This is a genomic window from Acinetobacter sp. UBA1297, assembly GCF_002307755.1.
Lineage (GTDB): Bacteria > Pseudomonadota > Gammaproteobacteria > Pseudomonadales > Moraxellaceae > Acinetobacter > Acinetobacter radioresistens.
Genome location: NZ_DBUF01000005.1, coordinates 30,316 through 50,751 on the forward strand (window position 1 = coordinate 30,316; position 20,436 = coordinate 50,751).

The following is a 20,436-nucleotide window of genomic DNA, read 5'->3' on the forward strand; positions in this document are numbered from 1 at the left end:
AGACGCCAGCGTGCTGAGGCATCTGCATCGCGGGTCAGCCCAGATAAAGCATTTAATGCGGTAGTTTTGGAACGTTTAGCGAGTGCAATTTCCAGATAAGTAATCGGTAAGGCTAAAAATAGCATCGTTCCTAACCAGAGCAACCAAAAATCAAACTGTCGCTCGAATTGAATCCCCACCACCGGGGCAAGCGTCGCAATAATAATAAAGGTTAAACAAAATGCCATCAGCGGCGATAACCATCGTGACATAGAATTGTCCTGCATGATGCGTTCCTTGAATGAGTCTGCCGATATTTTGCCTTTCTCATGAACGAAAATCAAAGACTCAAATAAAAAATGCAAACCACCCCGAAAGATGATTTGCAGCGCTAATTTTTTATTTACTTATTCCTTGTTATTCTTATGTCAGTTTTCTTATGAAAAGAAACGAGCAAACCAATTTTTTCCCTTTTTCTTTTCTTTCTCTTTCAGGATGCCCATCATATTTTCTTTTACAGCGCCAACATAATCAGCATCATCATGCTGAATATGGTTAATTAACCATTTTGAAAGGATTTCATGTAACTCATGTTCAATAGACACCCCTTGTTCAAACTGTTGACGGTAAAGTTCAATCTTTTTAATAAACAGATCGTGTACACGTTTATGAGGTACACGATATTTATAACCGGCTTCTTCTTGCAAGCTCTCTTCAAAAGTAAAATGTGACTGGGTGTAATCAATAATATCATCAAGAATCTGTTTCGTATGATGACGATCTGTATTCTGGTCAATCTGGTTAATATAATCCAGAATCCGCTTGTGTTGATCGTCAATTACATCGATACCAGTATTATACTCTGGACTCCATTTCATTTTCATTACGTCCGCCCCAGCTATAATCAATTAAGTACTGAGAGAATCATATCGGTAAAAAAACAAAATAAAAATGAAGTAATTTGGTTGGTTTTAATATAATTTCCATATTTATTATTCAAACTATTATTTTTGATATAAAAAATATTTTAACCAGACCAAAAGAGTAAGTTATTTTTTAACCAATTTGTATTATATTTAATTTTCAATATTTTATTAATACAAGCTTTTCTATATTTTATATATTAAGGACCATATAATAAATCTATTATTTTATAATAACTTATATTTTAATATTGATCAGCTTTAGTGACTCGCTTTAATTCAGGATTTTTAGCTTCCCGAATGAGTCGTTCAATATGTGTAAAAGCATATTTAACCGGTTTTCCATGCTGAAATAAAATCATTTCCCCTGGTTGATATGCAGTCCAGATCTCATTATGAGTCAAAGGTTCTGTAGTAATAACTGCAACCCGGTCTTCTGGTGTAGTCACATGACTAAAATCGACTTCAACATCTAAATCGATTAATTGTGCAGGTTGAAACGGATATTCACGTACCAGCCAGTGCAGCTTGGTGGTGGCATAGCTAAATAATGCCTGACCATTTGAAAGGCAATAATTGAACGTACCGTACTCTGCAATTTTAGGTGCAACATCCTCTAGTACAGCGAATATCTGTTCTATTGTAGGCTCATTATAGCCAAAATGCTCAACCAGCTGGTCAAGCAAATAACAGAATGCATATTCACTGTCAGTATTTCCTACCGGCGTAAAGCGGCCAGTCAATGGAGGATTAAACTCATGCAAGTCACCATTATGGGCAAAAATCCAGTGGCGCCCCCATAATTCACGTATAAATGGATGTGAATTTTCTAAAGTAATTTTACCCTGTGTTGCTTTACGGATATGGGCAATTACATTTCGAGATTTGATAGGATAATTACGGATAAGCTCAGCAATAGGCGATTCTACTGCCGACTGGTTATCTACAAATAGCCGGCAGGCCTTATCTTCAAAAAAAGCGATACCAAAACCGTCTGAATGGTCAGAAGTTACTCCAGCCCGCTGCGAAAAGCCGCGGAAAGAAAATGTTATATCTGTCGGAGTTGCACAATTCATTCCCAAAAGCTGACACATAATCTTTAATCAGGGTCTTAATAAAATCTTGAAGTTATTGTGCATGAGTCATCTTAAACTTGTAAATCTTAATCTTGGTGTATGTCTGTTTTATTTTTTGCAAACAGAAAAAAGTCACCGAAGTGACTTTTTAAACTGTCCAGTTATGACCTGCTTGCACCAAAATGGGCACGATTAGTAATCAAAGTTCCAACTCCATGATCAGTAAAGACTTCCAGTAGGGTTGCATGAGGTACGCGACCATCAACAATGTGGGCACTAACTACCCCTGCCTTGACTGCATCAAGTGCACAGCCAACTTTGGGAATCATGCCACCATAGATCACGCCTGTTTCAATCAGATGATCAACTTCCTGTGTGGTAAGGCCTGTTAGCAATTTTTTATTTTCATCCAGTACACCGGCAATATTGGTTAACAGTACCAGTTTTTCAGCACCTAGAGCTTCAGCCACCTTCCCTGCAACCAGATCGGCATTGATATTGTAGGTATTACCTTCCTCGTCTACACCCAGTGGTGCAATTACCGGAATAAAGTCACTCTGGGTAAACATTTCGATGACATCGGTTTTTACTTCAACGACTTCCCCTACCAGTCCTAGATCAATTTGGTGAATGCTGCCATCTTCTGCCTGTTTTTCCATCAGAAGTTTGCAAGCTTTAAGCAAATTACCGTCTTTGCCGGTCAAACCAATTGCACGGCCACCATGCTGGTTAATCAGATTGACAATAGATTTGTTAACACTGCCACCTAACACCATCTCGACTACTTCCATAGTCGCAGAATCTGTTACGCGCATCCCATCTATACGCTCAGACTCGCGGCCTAACTGTTTTAGAAATGAATCGACCTGCGGGCCTCCACCATGTACAACGACCGGGTTTAAACCGACTGTTTTTAACAGAACAATGTCACGGGCAAAGGAGCTTTCCAGTGCCGGATCAGTCATGGCATTACCACCATATTTTACCACCAGCGTTTTACCGGCAAAATGTTGAATATACGGCAACGCTTCGGTCAGAATTTCAGCCTTATTGATGCCAGCACTAGTTTGCTGATGTGGCATTCACCTCTCCTTATTGAGCATCCAGGATATCCTGTGCAATTTCAGGATATCGTTCACTTAACATTGAAACAAATTTATATCGGATTTTATCCAGCGTCAGGCGGTCGTCCGCATCAAAACGTACGGTAAAGTACTCGCCAGTATTGGAAGCTCGAATAATGCCAAAACCATCTTTAAAATCAAGGCGTATTCCATCAATCTTACTCAGTTGGGCACCAAAACGGTGACTCAGGATTTCGATATCCTCCAATACGGTTTTAGGATTGGTCTGATGTGTACTGATATAAGTATCTTCGGTACAGCAGCGCTCAGGATAGACCGCCAACAACTCTGATAACTTTTTCTCTGGGAAATGTCCCATATATTCAATGACACGTAACGCTGCATATAAGCCATCATCATAGCCAAAACCACGACCATCATTAAATACATAGTGGCCAGCGTACTCTCCACCAAAAACAGCATCCCCCCCAGATTGTGATAAATATTTTCTGAGAAAGCTGCTTCCTGTCCGGATCATATGCGGATGTCCACCCAAGTTTCGAACCGTATTACGGACCATGCTGGAACATTTAACATCGAATACCACTGCGTGACCGGGATGGTTTTCCAGACACATCTGGCTAAATAAAGAAAGCAGACGATCTGCAGTAATAATATTTGCCTGTTCATCGACCAGTACCACCCGGTCCCCATCACCGTCCAGTGCGATACCAATATGGGCCTGCTGTTCAATCACATTTGCCTGTAACTGTTTTAAATGAACAGCCTGAGATGGGTCTGGGGCATGATCTGGAAAATTACCATCAGGCTTACAGCGCAAAGCGATCACTTCACAGCCGAGTTTCTTCAAAATGGTTTCTGCACACTCTCCTGCTGAACCATTCAACGCATCCAGTACTACCTTGAGCGGTTGTTTTAAGTGAATATCTTTTAAAATTGCCTGCTGGTAAAGGCTACAGAACTCGGCCTTATGCTGATGTGGCAAGGTTAAAATAGAATCAGATATAGAAGGCTGATAATAATTTTCTGCTGTACTTGCGATGGATTGGATCATATCTGGACACGGCGGTTCACCCTGAATAATCCATTTAATTCCGTTATCGGTTTTTGGATTATGGCTAGCGGTCACTATTATACCGTTTCCACTATAATTGCGCGCTAAGTAGTACATTTGCGGGCTGGAACAGCAACCAATTTCAGTAACGCTCAGCCCCTCTTCACGACATACTTGAGTCAGAATTTGTGCATAGAAAGGACTACTCAATCGCGCATCATAACCAATCACCAGTTCAGACTGGCCAGCCTCTTTGAATTGTTTTGCCAAGGCGTGTGCAGTTGCCCGGACCACAGCCGGGGTAAAACAGGCAAGTTTTCCACGGATATCATATGCGCGAAAAATAGCTTTTGGAAAAGGAGAATGATTTAATTCCATACTATATTCTTTTATTCAAGGCGCCTACCTTGGAAATAAAAACTAAAAATTCAGAATAAAAAAGTAGGCGGGTTATTATCAGAATGCATAAGGTATACCTAAAAAAAGAATATTTTTTAATATAGATTCAGTAATGTTTCAACAAGAAATGTTAATCAATTGTTTTTAAAAAATTTATTAGCTTATAAACAGGCTATTCTCTGTTTATAAGCTGTTATTTTACTTCTGCCCGGTATGGCCAAAACCGCCAGTTCCCCGCTCGGATGCAGTAAATTCATTTACCTGTTCAAATTGTGCCTGGACTACAGGAACCAGTACATATTGAGCTAGGCGCTCACCAGGTTCCAGTGTGAAAACTGTCTGACTACGGTTCCAGACAGATACCATAAGCTCGCCCTGATAATCTGAATCAATCAGGCCCACCAGGTTACCCAGTACAATCCCATGCTTATGACCCAGTCCAGAACGTGGCAAAATTAGACCCGCAAAATTTTGGTCCTCAATATAAATCGCCATTCCAGTTTTAACCAGAATAGTTTCACCAGGTTTAATTTGCACCGCCTCATCCAGACAGGCACGTAAATCCAGTCCGGCAGAACCAGAAGTCGCATAAGTTGGCAAAGGCCATTCATTACCCAGACGCGTGTCGAGTACTTTAATTTGAACTTTCATAAGTATTCCTATTTCTATGTTGAGTACAGACCGGCTGACTTAACGTTTCAATAAAGCTTTGAGATTCTGTAAATATTGCTGTGCCTGTTCTTTCGGGTCTACATTAGCAACCAGTTTTTTCTTGCGGCCTAACCATTCAACTTCATCTTGAGGCAACTCATCCAGAAAGCGGCTTGGCATCATCTGTTTCATTTGTCCCCCATTCTTGCGCTGCTCTGCCAGAGTTAGAGTTAGAGCCTGACGGGCACGGGTAATACCCACATACATCAGGCGACGCTCTTCCTCAATAGTTTCACTGGCAATCGAATTTTTATGGGGTAATAATTCTTCTTCCAGTCCAATCATGTAGACATACGGAAATTCCAGCCCTTTAGCAGCGTGAAGAGTTAGCAAGTTTACTTTATCAATATCTTCCTCTTCCTGTTGCTGCTCCAGCATGTCGAGCAGAACCATTTTACGAATGACACTCTCAATATTTTTATCATCCACATCTTCTGCCCGGTTAATCAGACTTTGAATACTACTGTAGAGACTTTCAATATTATCTAACTTGCTTTTTTCTTGAGCAGGTGTAGCTGCCTGTTCCCGGATATAGTCGATATAACCTGCTTCATTCATCATCTGGCGAATTTTAGGAACCGGTTCGTCATCATCCAGCAATTCACGGGTAAAATTTCCAATAAAGTCAGCAAACTCATGCAACTGTGTTACAGCTTTTTTAGGAATGACCATTGTGAGCCGCTGATCTCCAGCTGCAGATAATAAAGACAGATGGTTATCTTGTGCAAATAGTCCAAGTTTTTCTAAGGTTACCGGTCCAATTGCACGCTTGGGTGTATTAATAATACGCAAGAAGGCACTATCATCTTCTGGATTAATAATAAGGCGCAGATAACTCATGATATCCTTGATCTCTGCACGGGCAAAGAAAGACTGGCCACCCGACAGTTTATAGGGAATTTGCATCTGGCGAAGCTGGGTTTCTAAAACGCGTGCCTGAAAGTTACCACGGTACAGCACTGCATAATCTTTCCAGCTGCGGGCATTCATCAGTTTATGCGTTAAAATATCCTTTACAACACGTTCTGCTTCATCATCGTCATTACGACAGGTAATGACCCGGATCACATCGCCGTGGCCTTTATCACTCCAGAGCTGTTTATCAAAGATATGAGGATTATTGGCAATTACCGCATTGGCAGATTTTAAGATACGGCTGGTCGAACGATAATTCTGCTCAAGCTTGATTACTTTTAGGTTAGGAAAATCCTGCTGTAATAATGCCATGTTTTCAGGTTTAGCCCCTCGCCAGGCGTAAATTGACTGGTCATCATCACCTACAGCTGTAAACTGGCCCATCACGCCTACCAGCAGCTTAACCAGAATATACTGTGCGGTGTTGGTATCTTGATATTCATCGACCAACAGATAACGTACCCGATTTTGCCATTTATCACGTACTTCCGCATTTTCCTGCAACAAGCGGGTCGGCATCACAATTAAGTCATCAAAATCAACAGCATTGTAGGCACGAAGGTTGCGCTCATATAACTGGTAGAGATGTGCCATCTGTACATCTTCTGGAGTTTCACAAGTACTATGTGCCTGTTCCGGTAAAATCAGATCATTTTTCCAGTCAGAGATTTTTTTCATTGCCTTCGCAATGAGTTCTTTACTTTCTGCACCCGATAGATTGTCACGATGCATCAGATCCATCAGTATGCGTTTACAATCATCTGCATCTAAAATAGAAAAGTTGTTTTTAAGAGGCGTATTTTTCAGCTCAAGGCGCAACATGTTTAAGCCAAAAGTGTGAAAGGTCGAAACTGAAAGTCCTTTAATTTCCTCACGTGACAGCAATTTACCGACACGCTCTTTCATTTCTCGTGCAGCCTTGTTAGTAAAGGTCATTGCTGTAATGCGGTGCGCCGGTATTCGGCACTGCTGGATTAAATAAGCAATTTTACGGGTAATTACCGAAGTTTTACCTGAACCTGCCCCTGCAAGTACTAACAAGGGTCCTTGAGTGTATTTCATAGCTTCAAGTTGCTTGTTATTTAACTGACTTGCCGACGACATAATACTACCTCTCCTGATCCGAGCATGATTATAGACAGGTCTGTTTCAGATGCCTAATGTTAATTGGGTACCAAATAGCCATAAAAAAACCACCCGAAGGTGGTTTTTATACAATTCCAATTAAATTATTGGGTTGCATAAATACTAATTTCTACACGGCGGTTTTGTTCACGGCCTTCAGCAGTTGCATTTGATGCAATCGGGTTAGAAGCACCTAGACCCTGAGCATTAATACGGGTACGTGGAACGCCTTGACCAGCCAGATAATTGGCTACAGCCTGAGCACGTGCCTGAGATAATGGGATATTAATTGAATCATTACCAGTGCTGTCAGTATAACCAGTGACCAAAATGGCACTCTTGTTATCTTCTGTCAGGGTTTGAGCTACTTTATTAAGCGTTGTATAGAAGTTTGGCTTGATCGTAGACTTATTGGTATCAAATGTAATGTTGCCTGGCATAATCAGACCAACAGAACCATCCGGGTTACGGTTAACTTCTACCCCAGTACCTGCCATTTGTTGACGAAGTTTTTTCTCTTTATTGTCAAGATACACGCCTGTAGCTGCACCGACCACCGCACCAATTGCTGCTGCACGGTTATTCTGTGCACTTGAGTTTGCATTTGACTTAGAAATACCATAACCCGCAAGTGCACCCAGACCGGTACCAATTGCTGCTTTATCATATTCCATGTTCTGGCAACCCGAAAGTGCCATTGCCCCTACCACAGTTGAAATCATTAGTGCACGCATTGCATGCCTCCTTGTCCTTGTTGTCTAAAAGGATAATGAAATAAAAAAAAATTTTATAACATTGATTTTTTGTTAAAAAATAATGGATTATTTACATTTTGTAATACTTTTAGATATTTTTCGGAAGCCATGGCCCATAATTTCTTCATACTCGCTTTTTCATGAGTTTTTTTGATGAAATACTTCATTTCATGAATTGCTTCATTTAGGATGACAGGGTTCAGGTAACAGGACCTTTCTATGTCATCCCAAAACAAGAAACAAGCTTTACTAAAAAAAATTACACGTGGACTGACCGTAGGCTCGGTAATTACAGGAAGTACTTTCCTGCACGGACCACCTGTGCTGGCGCTCGGGTTAACAAAGCTGATCAAAAACTCGCGTAAAATTGATGAAACGAATATTGAGATTACGAACCGCTGGTTAGCAGTCAATAACTGGTTAATTGAGCATGTACTTTCTGATTTAAAATGGGATATTACCATTGATGAAAATCTCGATTTAAGCATGCAAGGTCGTTATCTAATGACCTGCAACCATCAGAGCTGGGTAGACACTACAGTGAATCAGTACTTTGGTCTGACCCGTATGCCTCTAACCCGTTTTTTTACCAAATGGGAACTGATCTTTATTCCTTTTGTCGGCCAGGCTTTTAAAATTTTAGGTTTTCCGATGATGAAGCGGCACAGCAAAGAGCAGATCGCAAAGAATCCTGATTTAAAAACCCGTGATTTGGAAGAAGCACGCAAGGCCTGCCAGCAACTGGTAAGTCAGCCTTATACCCTGCTCAATTATCTGGAAGGGACACGTTTTACCCAAGAAAAACATGACCAGCAGAAATCACCTTATAAGCATTTGCTTAAACCTAAGGCTGGTGGACTGGCATTAGCATTGAATATCTTAGAAGATAATATTGATGCGCTAGTGGATATGACTATTGTTTATCCGGATGGTGTCCCAGGCTATGGAGATTTCTGGTTAGGTGACGTAAGCCGGATTGCAGTAAACCTGCGTAAAATTGAAATACCTGCTTGGGTTAAAGGCGGCAATTACGAAGAAGATGAAGAATACCGTAAACGCTTTCAAGCCTGGGTACATCAGATCTGGACTGAAAAAGATCAGTTAATTGAATCCATACAGCAAAAATATGCCTAGTTTTTCTATACTCTGAACAATCATTAAGGACCTGTATGCAAGAAGAGCCCGTCAAAGCGAGAACCAGTTTTATTCCAGTGCGACATGATACGTTAGCCTGGAAATTGTTTCTGGTTTATGACGTATTCATGATGGTACTAATTGTCATCAATCTGGTCTGTTTAAGTGGTAATGCCATTTTAATGAGTGACTTCGGAGAATGGCTGTTTGAGTTTATCCGTGTGCCTGAAGCCCTTCAGTTTTATAAGACTGAATTGCGTCCTTGGGTGATTAAAACAGAAGGCTGGTTTACCAGCTTTCTGGTGGTAGAGCTTCTGGTACGCTGGCTGATTGCCATTATTTATAAACATCACCCACGCTGGTTCTTTTTTCCTTTTATACATTGGTATGAATTACTTGCCATCATTCCACAATTACGTTTTTTAAGATTACTGCGCGCCGGGGTAATCGCTTACCGTTTAAATGAACTGGGTTATCAGGTTATTCCTGAAAGCATTTATAAGCGTGCGCTGTTCTATTATCACGTGGTAATGGAAGAACTTTCCAGTCGTGTAGTCTTAACCATACTAGATGGTGTACATCGTGAACTGGTCACCAGTACTACCCATAAAAAGCTGATCCATGATCTGGTCGATCATCATCGGGACCTTTTTGCGGCAGCTCTGGCTCAGGTATTACAGGAATCATTAGCTCTGGCCTTAAAAGAACATCAGAATCAGCTCTCAAAAGAGGTTGGCCTGATTGTTAACCGGGCCATCGAAGAAACGCCGGAGCTCACCCAACTGCTACGCCTGATACCGATTGTAGGCAGCCGTATTGAACAGCAGATACAGAGTATCGGCCAACGCTTGGGTGAAAATATTACTTATGGTTTAATTGATCCGCTGGTAGATGGAACACTGGATCAGCCAAACTCGACCTATATGCTGATCGCACAAAGAGCCAGCCAGTTAAATATAAATAATCAGGCACTTGAGCAATTAGTTGAATCAGCAGTATTTGAAAGTTTAGAATCCATCCGTAAACAAGTAAAAATTAAACAATGGCAACAGATTCTGGCCGAGAGCAAAGTAGCCAAAGAATAAACATCTCGGTCAAAATATTTGTACTTCGGCTAGAGAATTCATGCATTTTAGTCTAGGATTTGCTCTATTTAATAACATGACTTTGGCAAACTTTAAGTTAAAAGCCTCTAAGGAATAATTATGGCTGATATACGGGTTACAGGCAGAATGGTTAACTTTACCCGGTTAACCTTTGACACCAATGATCATGATGCTATCCGCCAGCAACTGAACACTCTACTCGATGAAAATGCTTATCAGGGTGCCCTGGTTATTCTTGACAGTACAGTCGAGCAGGAACTGATTGCACTGATCCAGCTGCTCGTCAGCCTAGATTTGCAGCCTATGGCTGTAATTGACGGCATCCTAGGTGATCAGGCACGCGCCATTCAGTTCCCGGTACTCGCCTCTGACCGCCCGTTACAGCGCATCAAGCCTACCAAAGAACAGGTAGTCGAAGCGTCAGTATCTCAACAGACCGAGGCTGAAAAAACAGGCAGTATTCGTTATATTACCTCTTATCACGATGAGATTTTACGCACTGGGCAGTGTCTGGTCCAAGACCATGGCGATATTATTCTAAAGGCCGGAATCAACAGCGGCTCTGAAGTGATTGCTTCAGGAAATATACATATTTATGGCAGTGTTCGTGGTAGAGTCATTGCCGGCGTAGGAGGCAATACCTCTGCAAGAATTTTCTGTCATTCCCTTGAGGCAGAACTGGTATCTATTGCAGGCACATACTGTGTAGCAGACGACATCCCGCAGCATGTCGCCAAAAAACCTGTACATATTTACTTGAATGATGACCAAGAGCTTGAATTTGAAGCCTTGGAATTTTAAGGTATAAATTATCACCAAAAGCCCCATTTAAGGGGATGGACCATAACAGGAGTGGATTCGGTGGCCAAAATTGTTGTCGTAACATCAGGCAAAGGTGGAGTGGGTAAAACTACAACAAGCGCATCTTTTGCAACAGGTTTAGCCCTACGTGGTCACAAAACCGTCGTTATTGATTTTGACGTAGGCTTACGTAACCTGGATTTGATCATGGGTTGTGAACGCCGCGTGGTTTATGACTTTGTCAATGTTTTAAATAATGAAGCCCGTTTACAACAAGCTTTGATCCGTGATAAAGATATTGAAAATCTTTATATTTTACCGGCATCACAGACCCGTGATAAGGATGCATTAACAGATGAGGGTGTTGCCCGGATTATAGATGAGCTCTCACAAGAGTTTGACTATATTATCTGTGATTCACCAGCCGGTATTGAACGTGGTGCTATCTTGGCCATGTATCATGCTGATGAAGCGATTATCGTAACCAACCCTGAAATCTCTTCTGTGCGAGACTCAGATCGCATTATTGGCATGCTGGACAGCAAGACTAAAAAAGTAGAACAAAATGAGGGCCGTGTACGCAAGCATCTGTGTATCACTCGTTTTAATCCAGAACGTGCAGACCGTCAGGAAATGTTATCAATTGATGATATTTCAAAAGATATTTTACGTGTCCCGACTTTAGGGGTGATTCCAGAATGTCCAACTGTACTTCAGGCATCAAACGAAGGTAAACCGGTTATTCTATATACTGAAACCAGTGCCGGACAGGCTTATGATGACCTGGTTGCGCGCTTCCTTGGTGAAGAACGTCCTTATCGTCACATTACTGTGAAACCGAAGGGCTGGTTAGCACGACTATTTGGAGCATAATTATGGCAGGATTCTGGAGTAAGCTTTTTAGTGGTGATGAAAAACCATCAAGTGCTAAAACAGCTAAAGACCGACTGAAAGTCATCGTGGCCTCTGAACAGGGTTTAGGTAGACGTCTAAGCCAAGACAAAATAGACCAGATGAAAAAAGAAATTATGCAGGTGGTCAACCGTTATGTACGCGGTGTAGATGAGCAGCATATTCAGATGTCTGTTCGTTCTGAAGCGAACATCGAAATGCTGGAAATGAATATCAATTTGCCTGAAGAACGTTAATCTCATTACTGATTAGGCAACCGAATTAAATCAAGGCAAAATATGCAGCAGCGCATGGAAAGTATCACTTTCTCCTGCTGCAAGTATTTTGCTTTTTTAATTTTGTTTTGAATACTGAGGAGATCGTGATGGCATTGTCACAGCCAGCAACATTCAATGAAGAATGGTCAGATGAACGTGTGTTTGGCTATTTGAATCAGCTTCCTCCTGAAGGCATAAATGCTGACTTTCATGTTCTCTATCATGCATTCAAGCATATGCGTCCAAGTGATTATGAACGTTTGCTGAACAAGTTTATTGCTGATGGCCGAGATCTAAATGCTACTAATCCTCAGGGACAACGTATTCATGAAGTGATTGCTGAATTTCCGCGCCAAAGTGCTCCATTTCTAGAAGTTCTGGCTAAATTTGCTTAAAAACAGCTTTATAACCGAAATAATAAAAAACCTGCTTGAAGCAGGTTTTTTATTTAAAGACCTTTTATACTAAAATTTCACGCTTACCATTTGCACCCATCGCACTTACAATACCATTTTCTTCCATCTGATCAATAATGCGCGCAGCACGGTTATAACCCAAGCTAAATTTACGCTGGAGAGAAGAGGTAGAAGCTTTACGGGTTTCCAGTACAAATGCGACACACTGGTCGTAAAGCATATCCCGGTCGGAACCGCCTTCTCCACCATCCTCGAAACCACGTGAGCTTGGTTCTTCATCAAACGGTGTCAATATCTCGTCAATGTAATCAGGATCACCACGTTCGCGCCATGCATCACAAATACGGTTAACTTCATCATCAGAAATGAAGGCGCCATGTACACGTTCGGGTTCAATTTTACCTGGCCCCAAGAACAACATATCACCGTGCCCTAACAAGTCCTCTGCCCCACCTGCATCTAAAATAGTACGGGAGTCAATTTTGCTGTTAACACGTAATGCCACACGGGTTGGAATATTGGCTTTAATCAGGCCGGTAATGACATCCACAGAAGGGCGCTGAGTTGCAAGCAATAAATGAATACCAGCAGCACGTGATTTTTGCGCGAGACGAGTAATCATTTCTTCTGCTTTTTTACCCACCTGCATAATCATATCTGCAAATTCATCAGCCACGATCACAATCATAGGTAAAGGAGTTAAGCGTGGAGCACGCTCTTGGGTTGCAGAATCACCGGGTTTCCATGTCGGATCAATCAGATCCTCACCGTTCGCAATTGCTTCTTCGACCTTACGGTTATAATCAGTAATCTTACGGATTTTCATGAAGGACATCAGCTTGTAACGACGTTCCATTTCATTAACACACCAGTTTAGTGCACTGACCGCATCTTTCATATCAGTCACTACAGGCGTTAAAAGGTGAGGAATATCATTATAGTTAGCCAGTTCTAATTGCTTCGGATCAATCAGAATTAAACGCAACTGATCGGGGGTATATTTGAGCAGCATGGAAAGAATCATGGCATTTACAGCGACTGACTTACCCGAACCGGTAGTCCCTGCCACCAGCATGTGAGGTGCCTTGGCAAGATCAGTCAAAACCGGATTACCTGAAATATCCTTACCCATAGCCATTGAGATAAGACCATTCGGGTCGCGATATGCTGGTGTTTCCAGTAGCTCGGTTAAACGTACCATTTCACGGCTACTGTTCGGTACTTCGATTCCAATATAAGGTTTGCCTGGTATAACTTCTACTACACGCACCGAAGCCATGGACATTGAGCGAGCCAGGTCACGGGAGATATTGGTTACTTTAGAAGCTTTTACCCCAGGCGCCAGATCCAGTTCAAAACGGGTGACTACCGGCCCTGGCTGAGCCTCAACCACCTTGGCTTTAACATTAAACTCCTGCAACTTGATTTCTAGCAGTTCTGACAGGCGTGCCAACTGCTCAGCAGTAAAGTTTACTTTCTTGTTCGGGTCTACCGGATCTAGAATGTCAACTGGAGGCAAAGTTGATAGATCACGACGCTTGTGTACCACTTGCATGGCACGTGACATCGGCCGCCCGGCCCGGTCAGTTAATGGCGCATCAAGATCAAATTCTTCTTCAATTTCTTGAGGTTTACCAGCCGTTTCATGCCAAGCCTCAATAAAGGCTTCTTTATCTTTGGCAAGAATTTTACGCTCATCTAGATGTTGCTCAATCTCTGTTTCACGCTCTGGTGCATTAAACTGAGTTTTAATCTCTGCTTTTACAAAGGGTGTAGACTGAGCATAACTGCTTGTTGTTCTCACAGGCTGATCTTTAAAGTGATCTTCATCTTCCACCAGAAAATCAACCAGCTCCTCAAGCTCAGCAACATCACTGCCGTTATTCTGCATGGACTGTCTCATCAGTGCAGATTGAACTCTCGTAGTGCTTGCTGCCCCAGAAACACTGGCTGTCACACTGGATACAGTAGCTGATGCAGCAGATGAGCCTTGTCCATCCGATATATTTTTACTGTTAAAAGGTGTATGTACATCTGTTGCCGTTTTAGTTGGCGGTACAGCAGCTAACAGCTCATCAAAAATCTGGTCATCATTCCAGTCCAATATCTCGTCATCATGTGGTGTTTGAGGCTGATACGCAGGAGAACGGGATTCAGGCTGTCTTTCTTCCTGAGCCACTACCACTTGTTGCAGATGATCATGTGGTGTAACCGGTTTGTCATCTTCGGCAGCTTTTAACAGGGCATCAATATCACGGTCATGATTATCATCATGTTGTAAAGCACGCCATACTTCACCGGTTGCGACCACACGCTGGCTGTCCTGCTGTAACTGATGGGCTTTTTCTAAAGTACGTTCAAACTCTGCTTCATCTTCAGGATCAAGTGAAGGCATCTGATGTTGTATCTGCTCTTTTGCCAACATATCGTTAAATAGACGCTCTGCTTGCAGGTCTGCTGCTGAAGGTTGAGAGGCTATCTTAGCTGGCTGCTTTATTTCTGAAGCTAAAACCTGCTCTTGTGCAGGTTCTCTGGTTCTGATCGCGACCGGCTTTTTTATTGGTTGCTGTTCAGTGCGGTCAAAGTCTGATTCACTGGAAGGTACATTACGGTAAAACAGATCTTGCAGATATGCAGGGGTTGCCTTAAGCGTAACCCAGGTTTTATTCCATTGAATACCAAATGCCAAGGTCAGTAAAATTAGACAAAATACAATCAGAAAGAAAGTAGCACCATAAATTGTTAACACCTGTGCCAGACTACTTCCCAGTTCATAACCGATAATTCCACCAGAGGCATTTTCCAGAGTATCTGCAGGTAAATTCCAGTGTAGATATAAAAGGCTGGACGTGGTCAGGATTAAAAAAAACTGGGCAGCATAACGAAACGGACGGTTCAGGAAACTGCGTGGCCACCAGAGCTGGATAGCTTCAATAAACAGGTAGATGGGAATAAGTAAACTTGCCCATCCCACAAAGCCAAAAAGCAAATCTGCAATCCAGGCACCCGCTACGCCACTGGCATTAGAGACTTGCTGGGTATCACTGGAAATATGCATCCACCCGGGGTCAAACGGTGTATATGTTACTGTTGCCAGAAACAGGTAAATCCCGAATGAAACCAAGAATAATGTCATTAATAAGCGCTGTGCATAAACATTTGACACCGCAGTCATATACTGTCCCGTAACCATTTATCAATTGATGTTCTTATATAGAAGCCGTCAGGCTTTCTTCAAAGAAGAAAACTTTATATTATGCACCGGTTCCCATTAAAATGATGCATCATTATTTATTTGTGTTGTTAACATATTTTATATAGCTCAAACCGATTTCCATCATCAAGATTATCCACATGGATTGAACACAACTTTGCTGATGTTTCACGTATACTTTTAACAATTCTACATAAAAAAGGATAGCTTTAATGAGCATTCGTCACTCACGGTTAATTATTTTGGGTTCGGGTCCCGCCGGTTATAGCGCAGCAGTGTATGCAGCACGTGCAAACCTAAAACCGACACTCATTGCAGGCATGCAGATGGGTGGCCAGCTTACGACCACCACTGAAGTAGACAACTGGCCAGGTGACCCTGAGGGTCTGACTGGTCCAGCTTTAATGGAACGTATGCATGCTCATGCAGAGCGGTTTGGTACTGAGATGATTTATGACCACATTAATGAAGTGGACTTAAATGTTCGTCCCTTTGTTTTGAAGGGTGATATGGAAGAGTACACCTGTGATGCCCTGATTGTGGCAACAGGCGCAACTGCCCAGTATCTTGGTCTGGAATCCGAAGCCAAATTTATGGGCCAGGGTGTAAGTGCCTGCGCAACCTGTGATGGTTTCTTCTACAAAAACCAGAAAGTTATGGTAGTAGGTGGAGGTAATACTGCGGTTGAAGAAGCATTGTATTTATCAAATATCGCTTCACATGTTACGCTTGTACACCGTCGTGACAAACTGCGTTCAGAAAAGATTTTACAAGATCACCTGTTTGAAAAAGAGAAAGAAGGCAAAATTTCGATTCTCTGGAACCATCAGGTTGAAGAAGTCCTGGGCGACAATACGGGAGTAACCGGTGTAAGACTTAAATCTGTTCAGGATGACACACTACGTGATGTTGATGTTCAAGGTTTATTTGTTGCCATTGGCCACAAACCAAATACCTCAATGTTTGAGGGTCAGCTTGAATTACGTAATGGCTATATTCAGGTACAAAGTGGCACAGCAGGTAATGCGACTGCAACGTCAATCCCAGGCGTATTTGCAGCAGGTGATGTAGCAGATGATGTTTATCGCCAGGCCATTACCTCTGCGGGTTCAGGCTGTATGGCTGCACTTGATGCAGAGAAATACCTGGATGGTTTAACACCAGAAAGTTAACAAAGTTTAGTTATTTTCTTAATAGCCGCCTCAGTGCGGCTATTCTTATTTTCAGTTTTACAGTTGTGCTTGTATGGCTGTATGAAATTACTTACCATAAATTAAAGTGATTTTTTCAGACTGAATCATGACCATGCTTCCCCCCTCTCAATATATTTTTCCTGATCCTATAGAAGCCGATCCTGAAGGCGAAGGCCTCATATGTATTGGGGCTGACCTCTCTCCATCTACTTTATTAGAAGCTTACACACATGGGTTATTTCCCTGGTTTAATGCAGGTGAACCTATTTGCTGGTGGTCACCAGAACCACGCTGTGTAATTTATCCAGAACATTATAAACCGAGCAAATCTTTACTACGGAGTATGAAAAAGTACGACTATCACATCACGGTCAATCAGGCCTTTGAACAGGTTATTTCCTCATGTGCCCTACCGCGTAGCTATAGTGAAGAGACATGGATTTCCAAACAAATTATCCAAGGCTACTGCAACCTGTTCAATGCAGGTTTTGGTTATAGTGTTGAAGTCTGGGACGATACAAAGTTGGTAGGAGGCCTGTATGGGGTCACCATTGGCAAAGGCTGTTTCGGTGAATCGATGTTCAGTACCCGCACTGATGTTTCAAAAATGGCTTTTTATAGCCTCATGTTAATTGCAAAGGAGAATAATTTACCTTGGGTCGACTGCCAGCTGGTAAATGAACATCTGCTTAGCTTGGGTGCCTGTACAGTTTCTCGGCAGGATTATCTTAAATCGTTACAAGATGTAATTATTCAACCTGCTATCGATTGGAAAAAGTATCAGGAGCATGTATTTTCAAGTGAAACAGTTGCACTTAAGAGCCGCCTGAGCGAATGATAATAATGAGGGACCATGTATGAAATCTTATCACCCTAAGTCCCTGTTGAATGACTTGCAGTACTATATTACACCACCACATGACTGTAGTTATCTAGAAAAGAAATCTGCACGCATGGTCTTTCTGGACCCTGTTCATCGTATTGACGTAGAAACATTGTCTGAACTTTCTCGGCTAGGCTTCCGACGTAGTGGCGACTTTATCTATCGTCCAGAATGCCATCTGTGCCGGCAATGCCTTTCCTGTCGGGTCCCTGTAAATGCTTTTCAAATGAACAGCAGCCAGAAAAAAGCATGGAAGCGTAACCAGGATTTACGCATGAATATTATTTCAACCCGTGATGCAACCTGGCAGCATTATGCACTGTATGAGCGCTATATTTTGGCACGTCATGCTGATGGAGACATGTATCCACCCAGTCAAGACCAGTTTGAAAAATTCTTGGTACATAGCTGTACAGAAAGCTTCTTTCTTGAGCTGTGGAAGGATGAACAGCTCATCAGCGTTTCTACATGTGATCCGCTGGATGATGGTATTTCAGCGGTTTATACTTTTTTTGATCCTGATGAAAACCGTCGCTCCCTAGGAGTATTTGCAATTTTAAAGCAGATTGAATATGTAAAAATGCTAGGTCTAGATTACATTTACCTCGGTTACTGGGTACCACATTCAGCTAAAATGAACTATAAATCCCAATATACCCCATTAGAAATTTTACTAGATGGACAGTGGCGGCATTTGAACCGATCCTTAAACGCTGAAGAGATTCATGCGCTGGGTGATTCGCTCCTCACCACCCTTCCTTCGGGCTGGAATCAGCTGATTGTTAAATAAATCAGTTTGACTTAGCGAAATAACTGGCTGAAATCCTCACTACAAGACTTGACCATGATAATGGCATGTTCACGTCCTCCATTCGGTCCAGGATAATAATTACGTCGCTGATCAATTTGATGAAAGCCGCTCTTTTCATAAAGTGCAATGGCAGCTGTGTTGCTTTCACGTACTTCCAGAAAAATTTGTACAGGCATATTTTCTAAAAGTGAAATTGATTGCTCAAGCAGGGTATAACCTAGTCCTTTACCTTGCCAGGAAGGATGAATAGCCATTAATAACAGGTTAGCTTCATCTAGAACGGGCTGTAGAATACAGAAGCCGATAACCTGACCTTGCAGCTCGTATACAGTACACAGATAACTTTGTAATGCCTCTTCGAATAATCGAAAAGACCACGGGTGAGTTTGAACCTGTTTTTCAATCTCAGTCACCTGAGGCAGGTCAGATTTTTGCATTAAGCGGATCATATACAACAGGGCTTTTATAGCTATCCAACTTGCATTATAAGAATTGTTTATGAAAAATCGAGAATAAAAAAGGACAATTTAAATTGTCCCTTTTCTTATATACTTTTAGAAACCTAGTTTATTACGCCATTTTTCTAAAAGAGCTGTGGTATCTGTATCATTTGGATGAAATTTTGGTCTTAAAAAGTCTGCCAGTTTAGGAATTTGTCGAGTTATAAAACCCTTACGGCCATACATAAATTTCAGCATATATCTGGTATCTTTCCAGGTTAGTTTTTTATCTGCGCTTAAGAGACGCACAGTAAAATATGACTGTGTAAAGAAAATCAGCGTTAAGGCAATGATTAGCGCCGAAGAGCGCATAAAATAAGCCTTAGGCCCTTGCCCATACATTGCTGTATAAACATCAAAGGCTACAGCTTTATGCTCATTTTCCTCTATGGCATGCCACATCCAGAGTTTATACATGGTCTCATCATTAAATAAGGCCTGCACATCTGCATTCTGCAACAGCTCAGCCGCAATAGTGGCAGTAAAATGTTCAAGAGCACATGTACCTGTTAAATCAACCATTTCCTTGGTGTAACCGAACGGTTTCATCAGACGGTATACAACTTCCGTACCTACTTTGAGTACTTGCCCTGTCTGCTCTTCCATTTTACGTACATCATAACCATAAGCCTGAGCAGAAGCATTAAAGGCAAGATGCTCCTTAGAATGCATAGCTTCTTGCCCGATAAAAGCACTAATCTCTTTTTGAAGTTCTGGATCTGAAAGTTTAGGGTTTTGACGCACTGCACGGGTACTATCTACAAAAAATTTTTCACCCTCTGGAAACAGTGCAGATAAAGCTGTCATAAAATGGGTTATACCCGCATCACCGCTCGCCCAGTAACGTGGAACCTGATTAAATTCAAAGTCCATACGACGTACAGGAAAGCTAGCACCGGCACGATTTGAAATATTTACTTTAGCATTCATTAGGGTTACTCCTCGCAAGTGAGCAATTCGCTAGCTTGCTTTTATTTTTTGATTTCTTATTTCTTATCATACGTTTTTTTTATTGTGCTATAAGGGCAGATAAGGACATAGAATTATCAGTTAAGGACAGCTGATATTTATTTTTGTCTGACAATTTTATAAAGCTATTTAAATGTATATTTATATAAATAAAAAAAGCGCCCTAAAAGGGCGCTTTTTTTGACACAGTAAAGTGATTATGCAGTTACTTTCGCAAC

General features: G+C 41.7%; 19 protein-coding genes and 1 pseudogene. 9 read left to right on the forward strand and 11 right to left on the reverse strand.

Translation table 11 applies throughout. The features are described from left to right. The 8 genes and pseudogenes from B3R63_RS01495 to B3R63_RS01530 all read right to left on the reverse strand — a co-directional run. Positions 1–266, reverse strand: a pseudogene (locus B3R63_RS01495) (hypothetical protein); the annotation flags it as partial. Positions 267–416: 150 nt separating this feature from the next. Continuing rightward, positions 417–863: a bacteriohemerythrin gene (locus B3R63_RS01500; protein WP_286728111.1), complete on the reverse strand. Its 447-nt coding sequence runs from the start codon at positions 861–863 to the stop codon at positions 417–419. A 284-nt stretch (positions 864–1,147) separates the two neighbouring features. Then, positions 1,148–1,996 carry a class II glutamine amidotransferase gene (locus tag B3R63_RS01505; protein WP_286728112.1) on the reverse strand — a complete coding sequence of 283 codons (849 nt, stop codon included), beginning with the start codon at positions 1,994–1,996 and terminating at the stop codon, positions 1,148–1,150. 143 nt (positions 1,997–2,139) lie between these two features. After that, a complete protein-coding gene (gene argB / locus B3R63_RS01510; protein WP_286728113.1) occupies positions 2,140–3,060 on the reverse strand; it encodes an acetylglutamate kinase in 921 nt (306 codons plus the stop codon). Positions 3,061–3,070: 10 nt separating this feature from the next. Beyond that, on the reverse strand, positions 3,071–4,495 hold the full coding sequence (locus B3R63_RS01515) for a phosphomannomutase/phosphoglucomutase (protein WP_286728114.1): 1,425 nt from the start codon (positions 4,493–4,495) through the stop codon (positions 3,071–3,073). Positions 4,496–4,714: 219 nt separating this feature from the next. Further along, positions 4,715–5,167 carry a dUTP diphosphatase gene (gene dut, locus B3R63_RS01520; protein ID WP_286728115.1) on the reverse strand — a complete coding sequence of 151 codons (453 nt, stop codon included), beginning with the start codon at positions 5,165–5,167 and terminating at the stop codon, positions 4,715–4,717. A gap of 39 nt (positions 5,168–5,206) precedes the next feature. Continuing rightward, on the reverse strand, positions 5,207–7,246 hold the full coding sequence (locus B3R63_RS01525) for a UvrD-helicase domain-containing protein (protein ID WP_286728117.1): 2,040 nt from the start codon (positions 7,244–7,246) through the stop codon (positions 5,207–5,209). 125 nt (positions 7,247–7,371) lie between these two features. After that, positions 7,372–8,001 carry an OmpA family protein gene (locus B3R63_RS01530; protein ID WP_005018918.1) on the reverse strand — a complete coding sequence of 210 codons (630 nt, stop codon included), beginning with the start codon at positions 7,999–8,001 and terminating at the stop codon, positions 7,372–7,374. Positions 8,002–8,241: 240 nt separating this feature from the next. Between B3R63_RS01530 and B3R63_RS01535 the strand changes: the two genes are divergently transcribed. The 6 genes from B3R63_RS01535 (at position 8,242) to B3R63_RS01560 (ending at position 12,627) form a co-directional block, all read left to right on the forward strand. Beyond that, on the forward strand, positions 8,242–9,156 hold the full coding sequence (locus tag B3R63_RS01535; protein ID WP_005018916.1) for an acyltransferase: 915 nt from the start codon (positions 8,242–8,244) through the stop codon (positions 9,154–9,156). Between the two features lie 35 nt (positions 9,157–9,191). Beyond that, positions 9,192–10,241 (forward strand): hypothetical protein, encoded by a 1,050-nt coding sequence (locus B3R63_RS01540; protein ID WP_005018915.1) that lies wholly within the window; start codon positions 9,192–9,194, stop codon positions 10,239–10,241. 120 nt (positions 10,242–10,361) lie between these two features. Next, the gene (gene minC, locus B3R63_RS01545; protein ID WP_286728119.1) at positions 10,362–11,063 is read left to right on the forward strand and encodes a septum site-determining protein MinC; all 702 of its coding nucleotides are present in this window, start codon (positions 10,362–10,364) and stop codon (positions 11,061–11,063) included. Between the two features lie 60 nt (positions 11,064–11,123). Beyond that, positions 11,124–11,936, forward strand: a complete 813-nt coding sequence (gene minD / locus B3R63_RS01550; protein WP_005018911.1) for a septum site-determining protein MinD — start codon at positions 11,124–11,126, stop codon at positions 11,934–11,936. Between the two features lie 2 nt (positions 11,937–11,938). Then, on the forward strand, positions 11,939–12,211 hold the full coding sequence (gene minE, locus B3R63_RS01555; RefSeq protein WP_005018909.1) for a cell division topological specificity factor MinE: 273 nt from the start codon (positions 11,939–11,941) through the stop codon (positions 12,209–12,211). Positions 12,212–12,339: 128 nt separating this feature from the next. Beyond that, on the forward strand, positions 12,340–12,627 hold the full coding sequence (locus tag B3R63_RS01560) for a PA4642 family protein (RefSeq protein ID WP_005018908.1): 288 nt from the start codon (positions 12,340–12,342) through the stop codon (positions 12,625–12,627). Positions 12,628–12,691: 64 nt separating this feature from the next. Here the strand turns inward: B3R63_RS01560 and B3R63_RS01565 are convergent, their stop codons facing one another. Next, positions 12,692–15,823 carry a DNA translocase FtsK gene (locus tag B3R63_RS01565; RefSeq protein WP_286728120.1) on the reverse strand — a complete coding sequence of 1,044 codons (3,132 nt, stop codon included), beginning with the start codon at positions 15,821–15,823 and terminating at the stop codon, positions 12,692–12,694. Positions 15,824–16,074: 251 nt separating this feature from the next. Here B3R63_RS01565 and trxB point away from each other — a divergent pair, with 251 nt between their 5' ends. From trxB to B3R63_RS01580, 3 genes are all read left to right on the forward strand, one after another. Next, positions 16,075–17,034: a thioredoxin-disulfide reductase gene (gene trxB, locus B3R63_RS01570; protein ID WP_005018904.1), complete on the forward strand. Its 960-nt coding sequence runs from the start codon at positions 16,075–16,077 to the stop codon at positions 17,032–17,034. Positions 17,035–17,161: 127 nt separating this feature from the next. After that, positions 17,162–17,893 carry a leucyl/phenylalanyl-tRNA--protein transferase gene (gene aat, locus B3R63_RS01575; protein WP_286728121.1) on the forward strand — a complete coding sequence of 244 codons (732 nt, stop codon included), beginning with the start codon at positions 17,162–17,164 and terminating at the stop codon, positions 17,891–17,893. A 19-nt stretch (positions 17,894–17,912) separates the two neighbouring features. Further along, on the forward strand, positions 17,913–18,728 hold the full coding sequence (locus B3R63_RS01580) for an arginyltransferase (RefSeq protein WP_005406797.1): 816 nt from the start codon (positions 17,913–17,915) through the stop codon (positions 18,726–18,728). Between the two features lie 11 nt (positions 18,729–18,739). Here B3R63_RS01580 and rimI read toward each other — a convergent pair whose 3' ends face one another. Together rimI and B3R63_RS01590 are read right to left on the reverse strand one after the other, a co-directional pair. Then, positions 18,740–19,198, reverse strand: coding sequence for a ribosomal protein S18-alanine N-acetyltransferase (rimI, locus tag B3R63_RS01585; RefSeq protein ID WP_005027502.1), 459 nt, complete (start codon positions 19,196–19,198; stop codon positions 18,740–18,742). A 105-nt stretch (positions 19,199–19,303) separates the two neighbouring features. After that, complete coding sequence (locus tag B3R63_RS01590) at positions 19,304–20,179, reverse strand: metal-dependent hydrolase (protein WP_286728122.1); 876 nt, start codon at positions 20,177–20,179, stop codon at positions 19,304–19,306. Positions 20,180–20,436 lie beyond the last annotated feature (257 nt).

What these genes read in the sequence shown, in the direction of transcription:
- B3R63_RS01500 (WP_286728111.1), bottom strand. Translation starts at nt 863, where the DNA reads ATGAAAATGAAATGGAGTCCAGAGTATAATACTGGTATCGATGTAATT.
- B3R63_RS01505 (WP_286728112.1), bottom strand. Translation starts at nt 1,996, where the DNA reads ATGTGTCAGCTTTTGGGAATGAATTGTGCAACTCCGACAGATATAACA.
- argB (WP_286728113.1), bottom strand. Translation starts at nt 3,060, where the DNA reads ATGCCACATCAGCAAACTAGTGCTGGCATCAATAAGGCTGAAATTCTG.
- B3R63_RS01515 (WP_286728114.1), bottom strand. Translation starts at nt 4,495, where the DNA reads ATGGAATTAAATCATTCTCCTTTTCCAAAAGCTATTTTTCGCGCATAT.
- dut (WP_286728115.1), bottom strand. Translation starts at nt 5,167, where the DNA reads ATGAAAGTTCAAATTAAAGTACTCGACACGCGTCTGGGTAATGAATGG.
- B3R63_RS01525 (WP_286728117.1), bottom strand. Translation starts at nt 7,246, where the DNA reads ATGTCGTCGGCAAGTCAGTTAAATAACAAGCAACTTGAAGCTATGAAA.
- B3R63_RS01530 (WP_005018918.1), bottom strand. Translation starts at nt 8,001, where the DNA reads ATGCGTGCACTAATGATTTCAACTGTGGTAGGGGCAATGGCACTTTCG.
- B3R63_RS01535 (WP_005018916.1), top strand. Translation starts at nt 8,242, where the DNA reads ATGTCATCCCAAAACAAGAAACAAGCTTTACTAAAAAAAATTACACGT.
- B3R63_RS01540 (WP_005018915.1), top strand. Translation starts at nt 9,192, where the DNA reads ATGCAAGAAGAGCCCGTCAAAGCGAGAACCAGTTTTATTCCAGTGCGA.
- minC (WP_286728119.1), top strand. Translation starts at nt 10,362, where the DNA reads ATGGCTGATATACGGGTTACAGGCAGAATGGTTAACTTTACCCGGTTA.
- minE (WP_005018909.1), top strand. Translation starts at nt 11,939, where the DNA reads ATGGCAGGATTCTGGAGTAAGCTTTTTAGTGGTGATGAAAAACCATCA.
- B3R63_RS01560 (WP_005018908.1), top strand. Translation starts at nt 12,340, where the DNA reads ATGGCATTGTCACAGCCAGCAACATTCAATGAAGAATGGTCAGATGAA.
- B3R63_RS01565 (WP_286728120.1), bottom strand. Translation starts at nt 15,823, where the DNA reads ATGACTGCGGTGTCAAATGTTTATGCACAGCGCTTATTAATGACATTA.
- trxB (WP_005018904.1), top strand. Translation starts at nt 16,075, where the DNA reads ATGAGCATTCGTCACTCACGGTTAATTATTTTGGGTTCGGGTCCCGCC.
- aat (WP_286728121.1), top strand. Translation starts at nt 17,162, where the DNA reads ATGACCATGCTTCCCCCCTCTCAATATATTTTTCCTGATCCTATAGAA.
- B3R63_RS01580 (WP_005406797.1), top strand. Translation starts at nt 17,913, where the DNA reads ATGAAATCTTATCACCCTAAGTCCCTGTTGAATGACTTGCAGTACTAT.
- rimI (WP_005027502.1), bottom strand. Translation starts at nt 19,198, where the DNA reads ATGATCCGCTTAATGCAAAAATCTGACCTGCCTCAGGTGACTGAGATT.
- B3R63_RS01590 (WP_286728122.1), bottom strand. Translation starts at nt 20,179, where the DNA reads ATGAATGCTAAAGTAAATATTTCAAATCGTGCCGGTGCTAGCTTTCCT.